Source organism: Ruegeria sp. (assembly GCF_965221235.1).
Taxonomy (GTDB): Bacteria; Pseudomonadota; Alphaproteobacteria; order Rhodobacterales; family Rhodobacteraceae; genus Ruegeria.
The window spans coordinates 2,073,914-2,088,794 of the sequence record NZ_CBDCRS010000004.1 but is presented as its reverse complement, the minus strand read 5'-3'; the positions used below and the strand labels follow the sequence as shown (position 1 = coordinate 2,088,794).

Here is a 14,881-nt window from a genome sequence, read left to right as displayed (position 1 = left end):
GCGCAGCTGCCTTCTGCCCACCTCCGGGGCGTAGTCCCCTCACCGCATTCACCCGATTTTGCGCGATTCAATGCTGCCACAGGTCTTGCGAGACGGGCGGTGCAAGGCTAGGTCCAGAGCATTGAGACCGGAGGCCGCATGACCCGCACACCCGAAGATATCAGCCAAAACCTGCTGGACGCCGCCCGCAAGGCCGGGGCCGACGCGGCGGACGCCATCGTGATTGATGGCTCTTCGGTTTCGGTCGAGGTGCGCAGTGGCGCGCTGGAACATGCGGAACGGTCTGAAGGCACCGACCTTGGACTGCGGGTGTTTCTTGGGAAACGGCAGGCCATCGTATCCAGCTCGGATAGCCGCCCGGAAACCTTGACGGCGATGGCCGAACGCGCCGTTGCCATGGCCCGCGAAGCGCCCGAGGACCCGTTCACCGGTCTGGCAGACGCGGATCAACTTGCAAAAGGCTGGGATTTGCCCGCTCTGGAACTGTTCGACCCAAGCCCCGAACCCTCCGCCGAAGATCTGATGCGTGACGCTTTGATTGCCGAAGCTGCGGCGCTGACAGTTAAGGGTGTGTCACAGGTTTCCGATGCAGCGGCGGCCTATGGCACCCATCGCGTGAATCTTGCCGCCACCAATGGATTTAGCGGAGGATACGCACGCAGCAGCCGCTCGACCTCCTGCGTGGCGATCTCGGGCGAAGGTACTGGGATGGAGCGGGACTATGACGGCGACAGCCGCACCTTCCAAAGCGACCTGCGCAGCCCCGAGGAAATCGGCCGTACCGCAGGCGACCGCGCCGTGGCGCTGGTCGGCGCGCAAAAGCCCGCGACCGGCACGTTTCCGGTGCTGTTTGATGAACGAATCTCGTCTTCGCTGATCGGCCATTTGCTGGGCGCCAGCAACGGGGCCGCAATCGCGCGTGGGGCGTCGTGGTTGAAGGATTGCCTGGGCGAACAAGTCCTGCCCGCGCATCTGTCGCTGGTCGAAGACCCGCATCGCCCCCGCATTTCAGGCTCGCGCCCGTTTGATGCCGAAGGGCTGGCGACCCACCGCCGCGCGATTGTCGAGAACGGTGTTCTGACCGGCTGGACGCTGGATTTGTCGAGCGCGCGCAAGCTCGACATGACATCGACCGCCAACGCGGCGCGCGGCGTGTCCGGTCCACCCTCGCCTAGCAACTGGAACCTGACCCTGACACCCGGCACCCACAGCCGCGCGGACCTGTTGCGCGACATGGGCACAGGGCTGCTGGTGACGTCGATGATCGGTTCGACCATCAACCCGAATACGGGCGACTATTCGCGCGGGGCTTCGGGCTTTTGGGTCGAGAACGGGGAAATCACGCACCCGGTCAACGAATGCACAATCGCAGGCAATCTGCGCGACATGCTGAAACGGATCATCCCGGCGAATGACGCGCGCCCTTACCTGTCGCGTGTGGTTCCATCGGTGCTGATCGAAGGGATGACACTTGCCGGCAGCTGACCTGCACCTTCTGATCGACGCCGCGCGTGAGGCCGGACAGATCGCGACCCGGTATTCCGGCGAAACCGCGCAACGTTGGGACAAGCCCGACGGTGCCGGTCCCGTGACCGAGGCTGATCTGGCCGTCAATGCGATGCTGGAACAGCGGCTGCCCGCCGCCCGCCCCGGCTATGGCTGGCTGAGCGAAGAGACTGAGGATTCTGACGACCGTCTGGACAAGGATCGCGTATTCATCATCGACCCGATCGACGGCACCCGCAGCTTTGCCGAAGGGTCGCGCACCTGGGCGCATTCTCTGGCCATCGCGGAACAGGGTGAAGTGACAGCGGCGGTGATCTACCTGCCCCGCCGTGATTTGCTCTATGCTGCGGCCAAAGGCCAAGGGGCGACGCTGAACGGCGCGCCGATCAAGGTGTCAGACATCTCTGATCTCGGCACGTCCGAGATTCTGGCCGCCAAACCCAATCTCGACCCGCGCCACTGGCAGCAAGGTGAGGTGCCACAGTTCAAGCGGGTTTACCGCCCGTCACTGGCCTATCGCCTGGCACTGGTTGGGCAGGGCCGCTTTGACGGGATGCTGACGCTGCGCCCCAGTTGGGAATGGGACATCGCCGCAGGGGATCTGATCATCCGCGAGGCCGGAGGGATCTGCTCGGACCGGACGGGTCAGCCGCTGCGGTTCAACAATGCCCATCCGCGCCTGAACGGGGTCATTGGGGCCGGGGCTGACATTCACAAAACTCTGTACGCGCGGCTCGACCCCAAGAGCGCCGGTATCCAGCCATGAGCAAACCGCGCTCTCTGAGCCTTGCCGCCTATCGGGTGCTGTCCTGGGGCGTTCCGAATGCGGCAGGTCAGCCCGAACACCCGCGCCCGGAAGGCGAGCTGATCTGGGTCCACGTTAACGCGCAGGATCGGCTGCGCACCGTTCTCGACCTGTGCCGTCGGTTGCAACAGACGCGCCCGAACCTGTCCATTCTGCTAACGGCCCCTCCGGAGGCTGACCTTAGCCGCTGGGACCAAAGCGAATACCCGCTGCTTGCCCTGCCGCCCGACCAGACCGGTGCGGCCCGCGTCTTTCTGGACCATTGGCGCCCCGATATCGGCCTCTGGGTCGGGGGCGGGCTGATGCCCAACGTGATCACCCGGGCCGATGAACGCGGCATCCCCCTGATCCTGATCGAGGCCCAAATCGACATTCAGGTCACTCGCGGCGCAAAGTGGCTGCCCGATATCGCCCGCTATACGCTGGACTGTTTCGGTTCGATCCTGTCGACAAGCACCGACACGGCTCGGGCCATTCGCCGAATGGGTATCGCGTCGGGCAAGGTCAAAGAGGCCCCGCCGCTGCATGTCAGCCCCAATCCGCGACCGTGGCCCGAAGACGAGCTGATCGAAACCAACCATGCCTTGGCTGGGCGCCCTGTTTGGCTGGCGGCCTGTGTGCGCGATACCGAGTTCATCTCGATCCTCAGCGCCCACCGGCAGGCCACGCGCATCCTGCCGCGTCTGGCGCTGGTGTTGCAGGTGGCGGACATGACCGAGGCCGCGCCGCTGCATCGCCGGCTTGAGAGTATGGACCTGCGCTGCACCAACTGGGACGGCGAAGGACATATCGAAGACACGACACAGGTCATTCTGTCGGCTGCACCCGAAGATCTGGGCCTCTGGCATCGGGTGTCGCCGGTGACGTTCATGGGCAGTTCGCTGGAACGTGGTGCAGGTGGGCATGACCCACTGATTGCAACAGCTCTGGGGTCGGCCATCATCCATGGGCCATTTGTGCAACGTCATCAGCAGATCTACGATCAGCTGGATGCGGCAGGGGCCGCCCGCATGGTCAGAACCGCGACCGAGCTGGGCGACGCCGTGGTCGATCTTTTGGCACCGGACCGGGCTGCGGATATGGCGCTGGCCGGGTGGGAAATCGTGTCCGAGGGCGCGCCACAGGCAGATCAGTTGATCGACATGGTACAGGATTGCCTGGATCATCGGGGGACAGACAATGCGCGCACCTGAGTTCTGGAATACAAGCCCTGACCAGTTGGACCTGCGCGCGCGATTGCTGGCCCCATTGGGGCACATCTACGCCGCCGCCACCGCGCGGCGGGTTGCTTCGGAGACTGGCCTCAAACCCGGCGTGCCGGTGATCTGCATCGGCAATCTGAATGCGGGCGGCACCGGCAAGACCCCGACCGTGATCTGGATGATCGAGCAACTGCGCGACGCGTTTCACGACACTCATGTGGTCACACGCGGTCACGGTGGATCACTGGAAGGGCCGGTGCGCGTCGACCCCAGCAAGCATACCGCCGCTCAGGTCGGGGATGAACCTTTGCTGCTGGCTGCCTTTGCCGAAGTGTGGGTCGCCAAGGACCGCGCAGCCGGTGCGCAGGCTGCAGCCGAGGCCGGGGCAACGGTGATTCTGCTGGATGACGGGTTTCAGAACCCATCGGTCGCCAAGGACTTCTCGGTCATCGTGGTGGATGCAGTGCGCGGCTTCGGCAACGGCTTGTGCCTGCCCGCCGGGCCGTTGCGCGAACCCGTCGGAGTCGGGCTGCAACGCGCTGATCTGGTGCTGTCGCTGGGCGACATAGCGGCACAAAGCCAGTTTGCGAACCGCTGGGGACAGAGCTTGACAGTCCCTCACGCCACTGGCGCGGTTGAGCCTCTGCAAACCGGCATGGATTGGGGCGATACACAGGTTCTGGCCTTCGCTGGCATCGGTCACCCGGAAAAGTTCTTTGCCACTCTGCGCCAACAAGGTGCCACGCTGCTACGGGCCGAGGCGCTGGATGATCACCAGCCGCTGACACCTGCCCTGATGACCCGCCTGGAAAACGAGGCCCGCCAGCTGGGCGCTCAGATGGTTACGACGGAAAAAGACGCCGTGCGCCTGCCACCTGCGTTCCGCAGCAAGGTCATCACTCTGCCCGTGCGCCTGAAAGTGAATGAGGCCGACAGGGTCCGGCAGATGCTGCTGAAAATCGCCCCGTCGCCCTGACAGGCGACCGGCCCGAAAGCCGGTCGCAAATTGGACTTAGCTGCCCAGTTCTTCTTCGATCAGCGCCTTGAAATCGGCATAAGACTGATTGTCGACCTTCTTGCCGTTCACGATGAAGGACGGGGTCGCCTGAATGCCGTCACGCTCAGCGTTTTCCTGATACCAGGCCACCAGAGTCTGGGCGCGCGTGCCGTCCTGCAGGCAGGCCTCAAGCTGGTCATTGTCGATCCCGGCCAGACGTCCGATCTTGCGCAATTCTTCCACGATCTCGGCGGGGCCACCGGCGCGGGTCCATTCGGATTGACCTTCATAGATCAGATCGGAGATGCCAAAGAACTTCTCGGGTCCGCCGCAGCGCGCAACCATCGAGGCCCACAGGCCATAGCGGTCAAAATACACCTCACGATAGATGAACTTGACCTTGCCGGTGTCGATGAAATCCTTCTTCAGCTGCTTATACGCACCCTGATGGAAGTTCGCACAATGCGGGCAGGTGTAGGAGGCATACTCGATGATCTCGACCGGCGCGTCCTCGGCCCCCTGAACCATCTCGACAATGGTCGAGGTGTCCAGATCGGCCTCTTGTGCTTCGGCGCTGCTGATCAGCGGATAGCTTGGCGAGGAATTCGACAGCGACAGCCAATAGCCGCCTGCGGCTATTGCGACAGCCGCGCAGATTCCGGTTGCAATACGGCTCATTACTCAGCCCTTTCTCAGCGTTTTTGTTTGGATAGAACGTTACGGCCCAGACGTTCAAGGGCCGCGCGCAGGTCACCATCGTGAACGTCGCGTGCGGTCCGGCCTGCCTCGGCCTCGATTTCTGGGTCAATCATGGGTTTTGCCGATTTCGGTTTGTGATCGAAACTGGCCTGCCCCTCGGCAAATCCTGTCGGAGCGGTCTGAGTGATGCGCACCCGGCTGATGGCGTTATAGCCATAAACCGCATTCACCTTGCCACGCAGCTGTTCCTTTTGCATTTCCAGCATCGGAGCCTGCGGGCCGTTGGTCAGCACCGTCAGCGTGGCGCCCATGCCGCCCTTGCCATAGCCCACATTCACCGGCCGTGCGATGGCGGCCAGATCCTGACCCACAATCTCGGCCCAATGGGTCAACAGGCGCGATACGGCAAAGCCCCGGCTTTCACCGGCGCGCCTGATCTGGCCGTTCAGCAATGTCGCGGTGCGTTTGAACCCGCGGGTCGAAGAACGTCTGCGCTGCATCTGGTTTCCAACTCCTGCGCCGCTATTGTAAAGGCCATGGCACCGGGCGCCAGCGAAACCCGACAGGGAGATAGATAAAACTTGCGTGACAGCATTCAACAAGACCTGAGCGGCGCGTTACTGGCCTGGTATGACCGCCACGCCCGCGAAATGCCATGGCGGGTTAGCCCTGCGGACCGGGCGGCGGGTGTGTTGCCCGACCCCTATCGCGTCTGGCTGTCCGAGGTGATGCTGCAACAGACCACTGTGGCCGCCGTGCGCGACTATTTCATGCGCTTCACAACGCGCTGGCCAACGGTTCAGGCTTTGGCCGCCGCCCCGGACGATCAGGTCATGGGCGAATGGGCCGGATTGGGCTATTACGCCCGCGCCCGCAACCTGCTGAAATGTGCGCGTGTGGTGGCCAAAGATCATGACGGCACCTTCCCCAACAGCTGCGATGCCCTGCTGAACCTGCCGGGCATCGGCCCATACACTGCCGCCGCCATCTCGGCGATCGCCTTCGACAGGCCCGAGACTGTGCTGGACGGCAATGTCGAACGGGTGATGGCGCGGCTACACAACATTCACGAGCCCCTGCCCGGCTCAAAACCCCTGCTGAAAGAAAAGGCTGCCGCGCTGACGCCCGACCTGCGCCCCGGAGACTATGCGCAGGCAGTGATGGACCTTGGGGCCACGATCTGTACCCCGAAATCTCCGGCCTGCGGCATTTGCCCTCTGCGCGATCTCTGTCGGGCACATGTCGCCGGAACCCAACCCGATCTGCCACGCAAAACACCGAAAAAGCCCAAACCTACGCGGTATGGCCATGCCTATATCGCCCAGCGCGAAGACGGGGCACTACTGCTGGAGCGCCGCCCTAACAAAGGCTTGCTGGGCGGGATGCTCGGCTGGCCGGGGTCCGATTGGTCCGAGGCACCGGCTGAAACTCCGCCCTTTGCAGCGGATTGGCAGGTTTTGACCGGCGAGGTGCGACACACCTTCACTCATTTCCACCTGATCCTGCGTATCTGGAAAGCGCCTTTGCCCACAAACGCGGCCCCATCAAACCTGATCGTTATCGAGAAGCACGATTTCCGACCCAGCGACCTGCCAACCGTGATGCGCAAGGCTCATGACCTCTGGCGAAACCAATAACCTACGGTCACCGTTGTGCGGCCCCTGAAACTGACGTTAGTCTGACGCCAACGCTCCGGAGCCGCCCATGATCGCATCAGAAACCCTGTCCCGCTGGCAATCGGCCCTGCCCTTCTGGATCTCGTTCCTGTTGATCCCGTTGATCTGGTTCACTGCGATAGCGGGCAGTTGGTGGGTTCTGCTGGTGCCGCTGTCCACATGGTGGGCCTTCGCGGTGCTGGACCGCCTCACGGGGCTACAGCTGCAAAACGCCGATCCCGACACGCCCGACGCCCCGCTGCGCTGGTATATCCTGCTGACCAAGGCATGGGTCCCGGTGCAGTTCCTGACCCTGTACGGACTAATCTGGTACGCCACGCACACAGAGCACCTTTCAACGGCGGCCAAGGTCGGGCTGTTCTTTGGCATGGGAGTGATCTCGGGGACTGTCGGCATTAACTACAGCCATGAATTGATGCACCAGAAAGGGCGGCTGGAACGCTGGCTGGGCGACATCCTACTGGCTATGGTGCTGTATTCACACTTCCGGTCCGAGCATCTTCTGGTCCATCACCGCTATGTCGGCACACCCCGTGATCCCGTCACTGCGCGCTATAATGAAGGCTTTCATCGTTTCTACCCCCGTGTGCTGAAGCAATGCCTCGTCTCGGCCTTCCGGGCTGAACGCGATATGCTGGCCCGTAAGGACCGTCCATGGACCGACCTCTCAAACCCATTCTGGCGCTATTGGGCGTTGCAATGCGCAATGCTGGTTCTGGCCTTAGTGATCGGAGGGCTGTCCGGCCTCGCCCTGTTCCTGGTACAGGCGGGCGTCGCCATCTGGCAGCTGGAGCTGGTCAACTACATCGAACATTACGGCCTGACCCGGAAATACTTGGGTGAGGGCAAGTATGAACACGTCCAGCCGCGCCATTCGTGGAACGCCTCTCAAAAAGCGTCAAACTGGTTGCTGATTAACCTGCAACGCCACTCGGACCACCACTACAAACCCAACCGGCGCTTCCCGCTGCTGCAACACCATTCTGAAGATACCGCCCCGCAGCTACCTTACGGCTACCCGGTGATGACAGTCGCTGCCATGATCCCACCGCTCTGGCGCCGCGTCATGAATCCCCGCGTGCGCGCCTGGCGTCGACAATACTACCCCGAGGTCACAGACTGGCAGCCCTACAACAAATCACAAAACCCGCTGCCAGGTGCCTGACCGCAGCGCGCGTCAGCGCGCTGCCCGGCCCAACGAGCCGACTTGCATCTATGATGCATGGCGGATCGGCGGGAGCCGCTACCCCGGCATCACCCACACATCCATCGGGCGCTCAACGCCTCGGACGATGTGGCTTTCGTGCTTTTCAAACCCCGCCATCAGGTCCGACGGGCTGAAACCTTCGGCCTGTAACTGACCCCGAACCGCATCGCTGATCACCACACGCGCCTGAAAATCCCGGGTCAGCGCCTCCAGCTTGGCTGCTACGTTCACCGCGTCCCCGATCACCGCAAACTCCAGACGATTGGCCCCGATATCACCCAGAACCACCGAACCGTAATGAACGCCGATCCCGACATTGATCTCGGACTCGCCCGCCCGGCGGCGATCAACGTTCCAGCGATCAATCACAGTGACCATATCACGCGCGCAGGCCACCGCGTTGCTGGCGTCCAGAGGCGTCGGCACCGGTGTCCCAAACGTGGCCATCAACCCATCCCCCAGATATTTGTCCAAAGTGCCGTGATGGCGGAACACCTCCGTTTCCATTCGAGCGTGAAATCCGCGCAGAACTTCGATGACTTCATACGGATCGCGACCTGCCGCGTATTTGGTGAACCCAACGATATCAATGAACAGAACCGCTACATCTTCTTTGCGAACCTGTTTCAGTGGCTCATCATTCTGGCTCAACTCGTCCACAACGTTTGGCGAGAAATAGCGTGACAGGTTGGCGCGCTCCCTTTCAAGGCCGGCATTGGTCATCAAAAGCCGGTTTAAGCGCCGCATGGACACCCCCAGGGTCACCGCGACCATCACGAAAACGACGATCTGCTGAATGCGCAGGTTCGGCCGAAAACTGTTCGGGTCCATCAACTCAGCCACATCCGGATAACCCGATAGCGCCTCTGCTACCTTTTCGCTGATACCTGGGATCGGCGTCGCCACCCACCAGGCGATGATCCAGCCAGCCGTCCAGACTCCGGCCGTCCACGACCCGATCGCTATCACCGTACGCCAGGAGTAAGCCAGCGTACCCGCCGCCAGAATGATGAAGAAATACTGGAAATTATCGAACCGGTACTGCATCGCCAGCGGGCGAACATCGTCGCTGAACGGGTTCGGCACAATCATCCCAAGCGTCATGATCAGCAGGTCTACGAAGATCAGCAGCAGTTCCACCCGCGATTGCCCCACGCGCCCCGCGCGACGGATCAGCCAGCCGTTGGCACAGATCAGCAGCAGGATGAAGTGGTACCACAGCACCTCCCAATGCGGATTGAGGAAGATCAGCAAAACCCCGGTCAGCGCCATCGCGATCCAGCGGGCGCGGACGGCAAGCTCTAAGCCTTCGCGCTTGTGTCGTTCCAGCGCGGCCTCGGTGTATTTGTTCTCCAGGTCGAAGGTATCCGGACGGGTCACAAAGAATCGGTCAAAGCGGGATTCGCTGGCTGTGGTATCCGACATGGCACAAGCTCCTTCACTGCGGTGCAGGATACAGAAGGCACGATCTGAGACCAGATATCAGAAAAACAAAAGACCCCGCCGAACGATCGGCGGGGCAAGGCGTAGTGCCTTGTGTCAGGCCACAGGCACCGGCGGTGTTCGTGAAATCAATTCATCTCGGCCCGTATCTGCTGACGCAGCACGTCGATCGGCACCGTCTTGCCGTCACGCTTAAAGCACCAGTAAGTCCAGCCATTGCAGGATGGCGCGTTTTCCAGATGCGCGCCCACCTGATGGATCGAGCCCTTGACGTTATCACCCACCAGCGTGCCATCGGCCCGAACCTTGGCTTTGTGGCGCTGGTTCATGGAATACAGCTCTTCGCCCGGACGCAGCATACCGCGCTCGACCAGTTGGCCGAAGGGCACGCGCGGCTCGGCGCGTTTGCTGGCGCTGACCTCCAGAGCCTCGCGGTCGAATTTGCGAACCTTGGCGATGCGCTTTTCGGCAACCTTGCGATAGGCTTCTTCGCGTTCAATGCCGATGAACTCGCGGCCCAGCATCTTGGCGACTGCACCGGTTGTGCCAGTCCCAAAGAACGGATCAAGGATCACGTCACCCGGATTGGTCGAGCCGATCAGAACGCGATGCAGCAGAGACTCCGGCTTTTGCGTCGGATGCGCCTTGTCGCCGTTTTCGTCCTTAAGGCGTTCATGCCCGGTGCAGATTGGCAGCACCCAGTCGCTGCGCATCTGCACGCCTTCGTTCAGGGCTTTCAGCGCTTCGTAATTGAACGTGTATTTCGCACCTTCACGTTTGGACGCCCAGATCATCGTCTCATGCGCGTTGGTGAAACGTTTACCGCGGAAATTTGGCATCGGGTTCGACTTGCGCCACACGACGTCGTTCAGAATCCAGTATCCCGCGTCCTGAAGGGCCGAGCCCACACGGAAGATGTTGTGGTATGAGCCGATCACCCAGATCGCGCCGTTGGGCTTCAGCAGACGATGCGCCGCCTTCAGCCACTCACGCGTGAACTGGTCATAAGCACCGAAGCTGCTGAACTGATCCCAGTGATCATCGACCGCATCGACCTGAGAATTATCGGGCCGGTGCAACTGGCCTTTCAGCTGCAAGTTATAGGGCGGATCTGCAAAGATCAGGTCTACCGACGCCTCGGGCAGACTGTTCATCACGTCGATGCAGTCCCCGGATAGAATCGTGTTTAAAGGGAGCGCTTTTGCGCCCTTTTTGGTGGTTGTCGTCATATCACTGCCTCAAGTGTCCACGGCGCTTTTGCGCTCATTTGGTTGAGACAAGGATGAGTCAAAGACGATTCGCCGTCAATTTCTTTTTTGAATCAGCGACTTACAATTTACTCTTGATACAAGATGTTGTGGACCGGTTTGAACGAACGTCTATGGTGTGGGGTTACACCAAGATTTCGCAGTGCTTCCTTGTGTTGTTTCGACGGATAACCTGCGTTTGTCTCCCAGCCATAGCCGGGATGCTGTTGCGCCAAATCCACCATCAGCTGATCGCGCCAGTTTTTGGCAAGGATTGATGCCGCCGCAATCGACACCGACCGGGCATCCCCTTTGACCACCGCCTGCGACGGGATTTTCAAACCCCGAGGGATCATGTTGCCATCGATCAGCAGAAAATCCGGGGCCGGGTCCAGTGCAGCCACCGCACGCGCCATCGCCAGATGCGATGCACGCAAGATGTTGTGTTCGTCAATCTCAGAAACCGAGGCTTCGGCCACGGCAAACTCGGCCCTGTCGCGCAGCGCCGCATCCAATGCCGCGCGCCGTTTGGCGGTCAGTTTTTTGGAATCGTTCAGCCCCTCGGGAATATCCTCGGGGTTCAGGATCACCGCCGCAGCCACAACTGGCCCGGCCAGCGGGCCACGCCCAACTTCATCCACCCCTGCAATGCGCAGCGATCCCCGCGCCATCAGCGCCTTTTCAAGTTCATAATCCGGAGTCGTCATCCCACTGGCAAACCGCGTTTCACCACCCGCCGCAAGAAAAAAAGAGTGGGCAGCGCTGGCCACCCTCCCTCTTCGCGGCGCTTCTGTGGCGCTGCTCCTGCTCGAAAACGATTACTGGTAAACGACGCGGTATCCTTGCTGGCGCAGGCACGCAGGTTCATACGCCCGCTTCACCTTTTTGCCATTCCAGAACCCGACTTTGCACTCTCGCGGCAGGCTATCGACATATTTGTAGTGTTTCTTGAGGCATTTCGGCCCAAGCAGAGGGTGCCTTGGGGAATACTTGTTATAAGTCTTCAGGCATTTCTGCGGCAGATCGTATTTGGCGACGTGATGCGGCAGCGGACGGACCGGATAATAGGGTTGCACGGGCTTGGGGCGGTGGACCTGCGTGCGCTGCCGATGAACCCGCTGCTTGTCTTTTTCCTTGTTGTAGTAGTGAACCCCCGCACCAATGATCGCGATGGCCGCCAAACCGCCCAGGATGTCTTTCGCATCCGCGGCCCGCGCCTGCGACGCCGAGACACCCGTTACAGCAATTGCCGTGGCTACGATAAGTGCGATGAATTTCCGGTGCATGATGCTCGTCCTTTTTGTGTTGATGCGATCCGGGCAGGATCGTGAATTCCTTGCACCGACACTGGGGGCGCCCCACTCAGACAAGCAATAACGCGCAAGTGTTATCGGATATCAGGAGGCCGAAACCCCTTTGGTTATTGAATATCCGTCGAAGCCATGCGCAGGATGCGGCCTATGAAACAGATCCTCTCTTCTCTGGCTTTCCTGGCCCTGATATCCCTAAGCACTGCGGCTTCGGCGGCCGATTGCTATGCCGATTACAAGGCCAAGCAGGATAACCCGCTGCGTCTGCATTACGGCGTCATGCAGGTTTCGGCCTGCGACAAAGGACAGGCAAAAAAAGAGGTCGCTCAGCGCCTCGGTGGATCTGGCTGGACCCTGCTGAACGTCATGTCCGTGTTTGGGCCGGAAGGGTTGGATAAAAGGAAGGCCAATGCCGGAAAATTCTATCTCCGTTACTGAGGCCCGCCGCTCTGGTGTCAGGTTGGTCGGCGCGGGCATCGCGGCGATCGTATTGATTCTGGTGACGGCCGCGATCTTCCTATTCTGGACCCTGCCCGACGCCAACGCCTTTAACGCGCGGGTCGAGCGGCTGTTTGTCGAAAGCGACCTGACCTCACAGACCGAGATTCGTCTGCTGGAAATTCTGGCGCAATCCGGCACTGCCTTTGCCGATACGCTGTCCAGCTATCGTATGGTGATCTTTGTGCTGCTGGTTTTTGCCACTGCCATGCTGATCACCGCGCTGGTGTTTCTGGTCATGCTGGTCATGCTGAACAGACGCATGGCCCAGATTGAACGCACAGGCATTCAGGTCACATCCCTGCTGATCAGCCGCGAGGAAAACACCGTCTACCTGAACAATATGGATTTCAAACTAACCCCCGCAGCGATGGAAACCCTCTCGGTGCTGGCTGAATCCCGACTGGATGACGAAGTGCTCTCAGGTGTGCAGATCGAGGCGGTGATTTCCGGCAAGGACGCCGCCGACTGTGACGAGGCAGCAGGCGCAACACGGATCAAACGTCTGCGCGACGCGCTGGGCAACCAGATGGTCAGTGAGCTGCTGGTGAAGAACATCGCCAAAAAAGGATATATGCTGTCGATCGAAAAAGACGTCATTCAGATGGTCTGACCCTGCCGCATTGCACACTATATGTGTGATAAAATAACAGTCTTACCCTTGGAATGTACCGTTGAAAGACCCATCCTAATAAGGGTCGCGTCAGGGAGTCTGATGATGAATGCACATTCCACACCCAAGTCCACAGGCTACGGTATCTCGGTCGAGCCGCTGAACGGTCGGATCGCGATATACCGGGATCAGACCCTGCTGGCCGAAAGCACCAACGCCAAGGTCATGTATGAAACACGGCTGCCCGCGATGATCTACATCCCGCGCGATGATGTCTGCGTCGATCTGGGGGACGAGACCGAGTTACAGACCTTTTGCCCGTTCAAAGGAACCGCCACCTATCACGATGTCGTTGTTGACGGTCAGCGGTTGGCCAATTCCGTCTGGGCTTATGAGGACGCCCTGCCGGAAAGTGCAGCCATTCAGGGGCATATCGGGTTCATGCCCAGCGCCTACACCCGGGTCGATCTGGGGGAAAACAAACTGCGCGCGCCTGAGGACGGCAATATCAGCGGTCCACTGATTGACTGGTTGATGCGCGGCGCGTCCGAGAATGACACGCCCGAAACCTTCACCAAGGCATTGGCCGAAAAGATGCTGGAACACGGTATCGCCATTCAGCGGCTCAGCATTCTGGCCTGGTCCTTGCACCCACTGATCGCTGGCAAGCATTACATCTGGGAAAAAGGCGAGGCCGAGATTTCGACCAACGTTCCCACTTATGAAATCCACGACCATCCGGCTTACATCAATAGCCCTCTGCGTCATGTCTCAAACGGATTGGGCGGCGTACGTCAGCGCCTGAATGACGACAACCCGCAAAACAGTTTTCCCATCATGGAGGACCTGCGGGCCAAAGGGGCCACCGACTATGTCGCCATGCCGTTGCCGTTCTCGGATGGCCGGACCAATGTGCTGACCCTGACATGCGATCACCCGCATGGGTTCACAACAGAGAATTTAGGGCTGGTTTTTGAATGCTCTGCCGTAATCGCCCGGTATTACGAAGTGTTCATGCAACGCGAAAACGCGCAGGTTCTGCTGGAAACCTATGTGGGCAAACGGTCCGGCGCCCGGGTGTTGGGCGGCGAGATCCGGCGCGGCGACGGGGATGAGATCGACGCCGCCATCATGTTCTGCGACCTGCGCAACTCGACCAGTCTGGAAGAGCAGTTGGGCCGCGCCGCTTACATCAACCTGTTGAACGATTTCTTTGAAACCGTGTCCGGCATCGTGCATGAAAACGGCGGAGAAGTGCTGAAGTTCATCGGCGACGCTGTGCTGGCTGTCTTCCCAGAGGGCGAGGACTCCATCGTCGCGCGCGGAAATGCACAACGCTCAGCCGTCGAAATCGTCGAGCGGTTGGGAGAGTTGCGCAAGGACGGGTCCGACATCCATTGCGACTGCTCAATCGGTGTCGCCTATGGGCGCGTGACTTACGGCAATGTAGGCTCGCGCGAGCGGCTGGATTTCACCGTCATCGGTCAGGCCGCGAATATCGCCGCCCGGCTGGGCGAGTACGGCAAAACGGTGGGGCACCGGATCGTTGTATCCGGGGATATTCAACCCGCATGTGCCAATGCTCTGCCTTTGGGGGATGTCAAACTGCATAATGTTTCTCAGCCGGTGTCATCTTATGCGCTCAGGACATCGGCGGACGCTATTCTGGGTGCGTGAC

The 14,881-nt window shown here is 60.5% G+C and carries 15 protein-coding genes; 9 read left to right on the top strand and 6 right to left on the bottom strand.

What is annotated here, in order from left to right; genetic code table 11:
* The first annotated feature begins 138 nt into the window (after positions 1-138).
* Genes ACOQOY_RS13615 through lpxK form a run of 4 tightly spaced genes read left to right on the top strand, consistent with a single transcriptional unit; the run spans position 139 to position 4,489 of the window.
* A complete protein-coding gene (locus ACOQOY_RS13615; protein ID WP_420585947.1) occupies positions 139-1,485 on the top strand; it encodes a TldD/PmbA family protein in 1,347 nt (448 codons plus the stop codon).
* Positions 1,472-2,272: an inositol monophosphatase family protein gene (locus ACOQOY_RS13610; RefSeq protein WP_420585946.1), complete on the top strand. Its 801-nt coding sequence runs from the start codon at positions 1,472-1,474 to the stop codon at positions 2,270-2,272. The genes ACOQOY_RS13615 and ACOQOY_RS13610 overlap by 14 nt, the downstream gene beginning before the upstream one ends.
* A complete protein-coding gene (locus tag ACOQOY_RS13605) occupies positions 2,269-3,504 on the top strand; it encodes a 3-deoxy-D-manno-octulosonic acid transferase (protein ID WP_420585945.1) in 1,236 nt (411 codons plus the stop codon). The genes ACOQOY_RS13610 and ACOQOY_RS13605 overlap by 4 nt, the downstream gene beginning before the upstream one ends.
* On the top strand, positions 3,491-4,489 hold the full coding sequence (lpxK, locus tag ACOQOY_RS13600; RefSeq protein WP_420585944.1) for a tetraacyldisaccharide 4'-kinase: 999 nt from the start codon (positions 3,491-3,493) through the stop codon (positions 4,487-4,489). Before ACOQOY_RS13605 ends, lpxK begins: the two co-directional genes overlap by 14 nt.
* Positions 4,490-4,525: 36 nt before the next feature.
* Here the strand turns inward: lpxK and ACOQOY_RS13595 are convergent, their stop codons facing one another.
* Together ACOQOY_RS13595 and ACOQOY_RS13590 are read right to left on the bottom strand one after the other, a co-directional pair.
* Positions 4,526-5,188 carry a DsbA family protein gene (locus ACOQOY_RS13595; RefSeq protein ID WP_420585943.1) on the bottom strand — a complete coding sequence of 221 codons (663 nt, stop codon included), beginning with the start codon at positions 5,186-5,188 and terminating at the stop codon, positions 4,526-4,528.
* A gap of 14 nt (positions 5,189-5,202) precedes the next feature.
* Positions 5,203-5,709 carry a DUF721 domain-containing protein gene (locus ACOQOY_RS13590; RefSeq protein ID WP_420585942.1) on the bottom strand — a complete coding sequence of 169 codons (507 nt, stop codon included), beginning with the start codon at positions 5,707-5,709 and terminating at the stop codon, positions 5,203-5,205.
* An 81-nt stretch (positions 5,710-5,790) separates the two neighbouring features.
* On the opposite strand from ACOQOY_RS13590, the gene mutY reads away from it, so the two are divergent.
* Entirely contained in the window at positions 5,791-6,846 is a 1,056-nt protein-coding gene (gene mutY, locus ACOQOY_RS13585) for an A/G-specific adenine glycosylase (RefSeq protein WP_420585941.1), read from the top strand.
* A 67-nt stretch (positions 6,847-6,913) separates the two neighbouring features.
* Positions 6,914-8,050 carry an alkane 1-monooxygenase gene (locus ACOQOY_RS13580; RefSeq protein WP_420585940.1) on the top strand — a complete coding sequence of 379 codons (1,137 nt, stop codon included), beginning with the start codon at positions 6,914-6,916 and terminating at the stop codon, positions 8,048-8,050.
* Positions 8,051-8,128: 78 nt separating this feature from the next.
* On the opposite strand, the gene ACOQOY_RS13575 is transcribed toward ACOQOY_RS13580, so the two are convergent.
* The 4 genes from ACOQOY_RS13575 to ACOQOY_RS13560 all read right to left on the bottom strand — a co-directional run bounded on the left by ACOQOY_RS13575 (position 8,129) and on the right by ACOQOY_RS13560 (position 12,068).
* Positions 8,129-9,517, bottom strand: a complete 1,389-nt coding sequence (locus ACOQOY_RS13575) for an adenylate/guanylate cyclase domain-containing protein (RefSeq protein ID WP_420585939.1) — start codon at positions 9,515-9,517, stop codon at positions 8,129-8,131.
* Between the two features lie 146 nt (positions 9,518-9,663).
* Positions 9,664-10,764: a site-specific DNA-methyltransferase gene (locus tag ACOQOY_RS13570; protein ID WP_420585938.1), complete on the bottom strand. Its 1,101-nt coding sequence runs from the start codon at positions 10,762-10,764 to the stop codon at positions 9,664-9,666.
* A gap of 107 nt (positions 10,765-10,871) precedes the next feature.
* The gene (locus ACOQOY_RS13565; protein ID WP_420587247.1) at positions 10,872-11,489 is read right to left on the bottom strand and encodes a ribonuclease HII; all 618 of its coding nucleotides are present in this window, start codon (positions 11,487-11,489) and stop codon (positions 10,872-10,874) included.
* A 111-nt stretch (positions 11,490-11,600) separates the two neighbouring features.
* On the bottom strand, positions 11,601-12,068 hold the full coding sequence (locus tag ACOQOY_RS13560) for a hypothetical protein (protein ID WP_420585937.1): 468 nt from the start codon (positions 12,066-12,068) through the stop codon (positions 11,601-11,603).
* Positions 12,069-12,242: 174 nt separating this feature from the next.
* On the opposite strand from ACOQOY_RS13560, the gene ACOQOY_RS13555 reads away from it, so the two are divergent.
* From ACOQOY_RS13555 to ACOQOY_RS13545, 3 genes are all read left to right on the top strand, one after another.
* The gene (locus ACOQOY_RS13555; RefSeq protein WP_420585936.1) at positions 12,243-12,530 is read left to right on the top strand and encodes a hypothetical protein; all 288 of its coding nucleotides are present in this window, start codon (positions 12,243-12,245) and stop codon (positions 12,528-12,530) included.
* Positions 12,502-13,203, top strand: coding sequence for a winged helix-turn-helix domain-containing protein (locus ACOQOY_RS13550; protein WP_420585935.1), 702 nt, complete (start codon positions 12,502-12,504; stop codon positions 13,201-13,203). Before ACOQOY_RS13555 ends, ACOQOY_RS13550 begins: the two co-directional genes overlap by 29 nt.
* 105 nt (positions 13,204-13,308) lie before the next feature.
* The gene (locus tag ACOQOY_RS13545; protein WP_420585934.1) at positions 13,309-14,880 is read left to right on the top strand and encodes a DUF427 domain-containing protein; all 1,572 of its coding nucleotides are present in this window, start codon (positions 13,309-13,311) and stop codon (positions 14,878-14,880) included.
* Position 14,881 lies beyond the last annotated feature (1 nt).

Bases quoted from the DNA above. Each gene is read 5' to 3' on its own strand.
- ACOQOY_RS13615 (WP_420585947.1), top strand. From the start codon at position 139: ATGACCCGCACACCCGAAGATATCAGCCAAAACCTGCTGGACGCCGCC.
- ACOQOY_RS13605 (WP_420585945.1), top strand. From the start codon at position 2,269: ATGAGCAAACCGCGCTCTCTGAGCCTTGCCGCCTATCGGGTGCTGTCC.
- lpxK (WP_420585944.1), top strand. From the start codon at position 3,491: ATGCGCGCACCTGAGTTCTGGAATACAAGCCCTGACCAGTTGGACCTG.
- ACOQOY_RS13595 (WP_420585943.1), bottom strand. From the start codon at position 5,188: ATGAGCCGTATTGCAACCGGAATCTGCGCGGCTGTCGCAATAGCCGCA.
- ACOQOY_RS13590 (WP_420585942.1), bottom strand. From the start codon at position 5,709: ATGCAGCGCAGACGTTCTTCGACCCGCGGGTTCAAACGCACCGCGACA.
- ACOQOY_RS13580 (WP_420585940.1), top strand. From the start codon at position 6,914: ATGATCGCATCAGAAACCCTGTCCCGCTGGCAATCGGCCCTGCCCTTC.
- ACOQOY_RS13575 (WP_420585939.1), bottom strand. From the start codon at position 9,517: ATGTCGGATACCACAGCCAGCGAATCCCGCTTTGACCGATTCTTTGTG.
- ACOQOY_RS13570 (WP_420585938.1), bottom strand. From the start codon at position 10,764: ATGACGACAACCACCAAAAAGGGCGCAAAAGCGCTCCCTTTAAACACG.
- ACOQOY_RS13565 (WP_420587247.1), bottom strand. From the start codon at position 11,489: ATGACGACTCCGGATTATGAACTTGAAAAGGCGCTGATGGCGCGGGGA.
- ACOQOY_RS13560 (WP_420585937.1), bottom strand. From the start codon at position 12,068: ATGCACCGGAAATTCATCGCACTTATCGTAGCCACGGCAATTGCTGTA.
- ACOQOY_RS13555 (WP_420585936.1), top strand. From the start codon at position 12,243: ATGAAACAGATCCTCTCTTCTCTGGCTTTCCTGGCCCTGATATCCCTA.
- ACOQOY_RS13550 (WP_420585935.1), top strand. From the start codon at position 12,502: ATGCCGGAAAATTCTATCTCCGTTACTGAGGCCCGCCGCTCTGGTGTC.
- ACOQOY_RS13545 (WP_420585934.1), top strand. From the start codon at position 13,309: ATGAATGCACATTCCACACCCAAGTCCACAGGCTACGGTATCTCGGTC.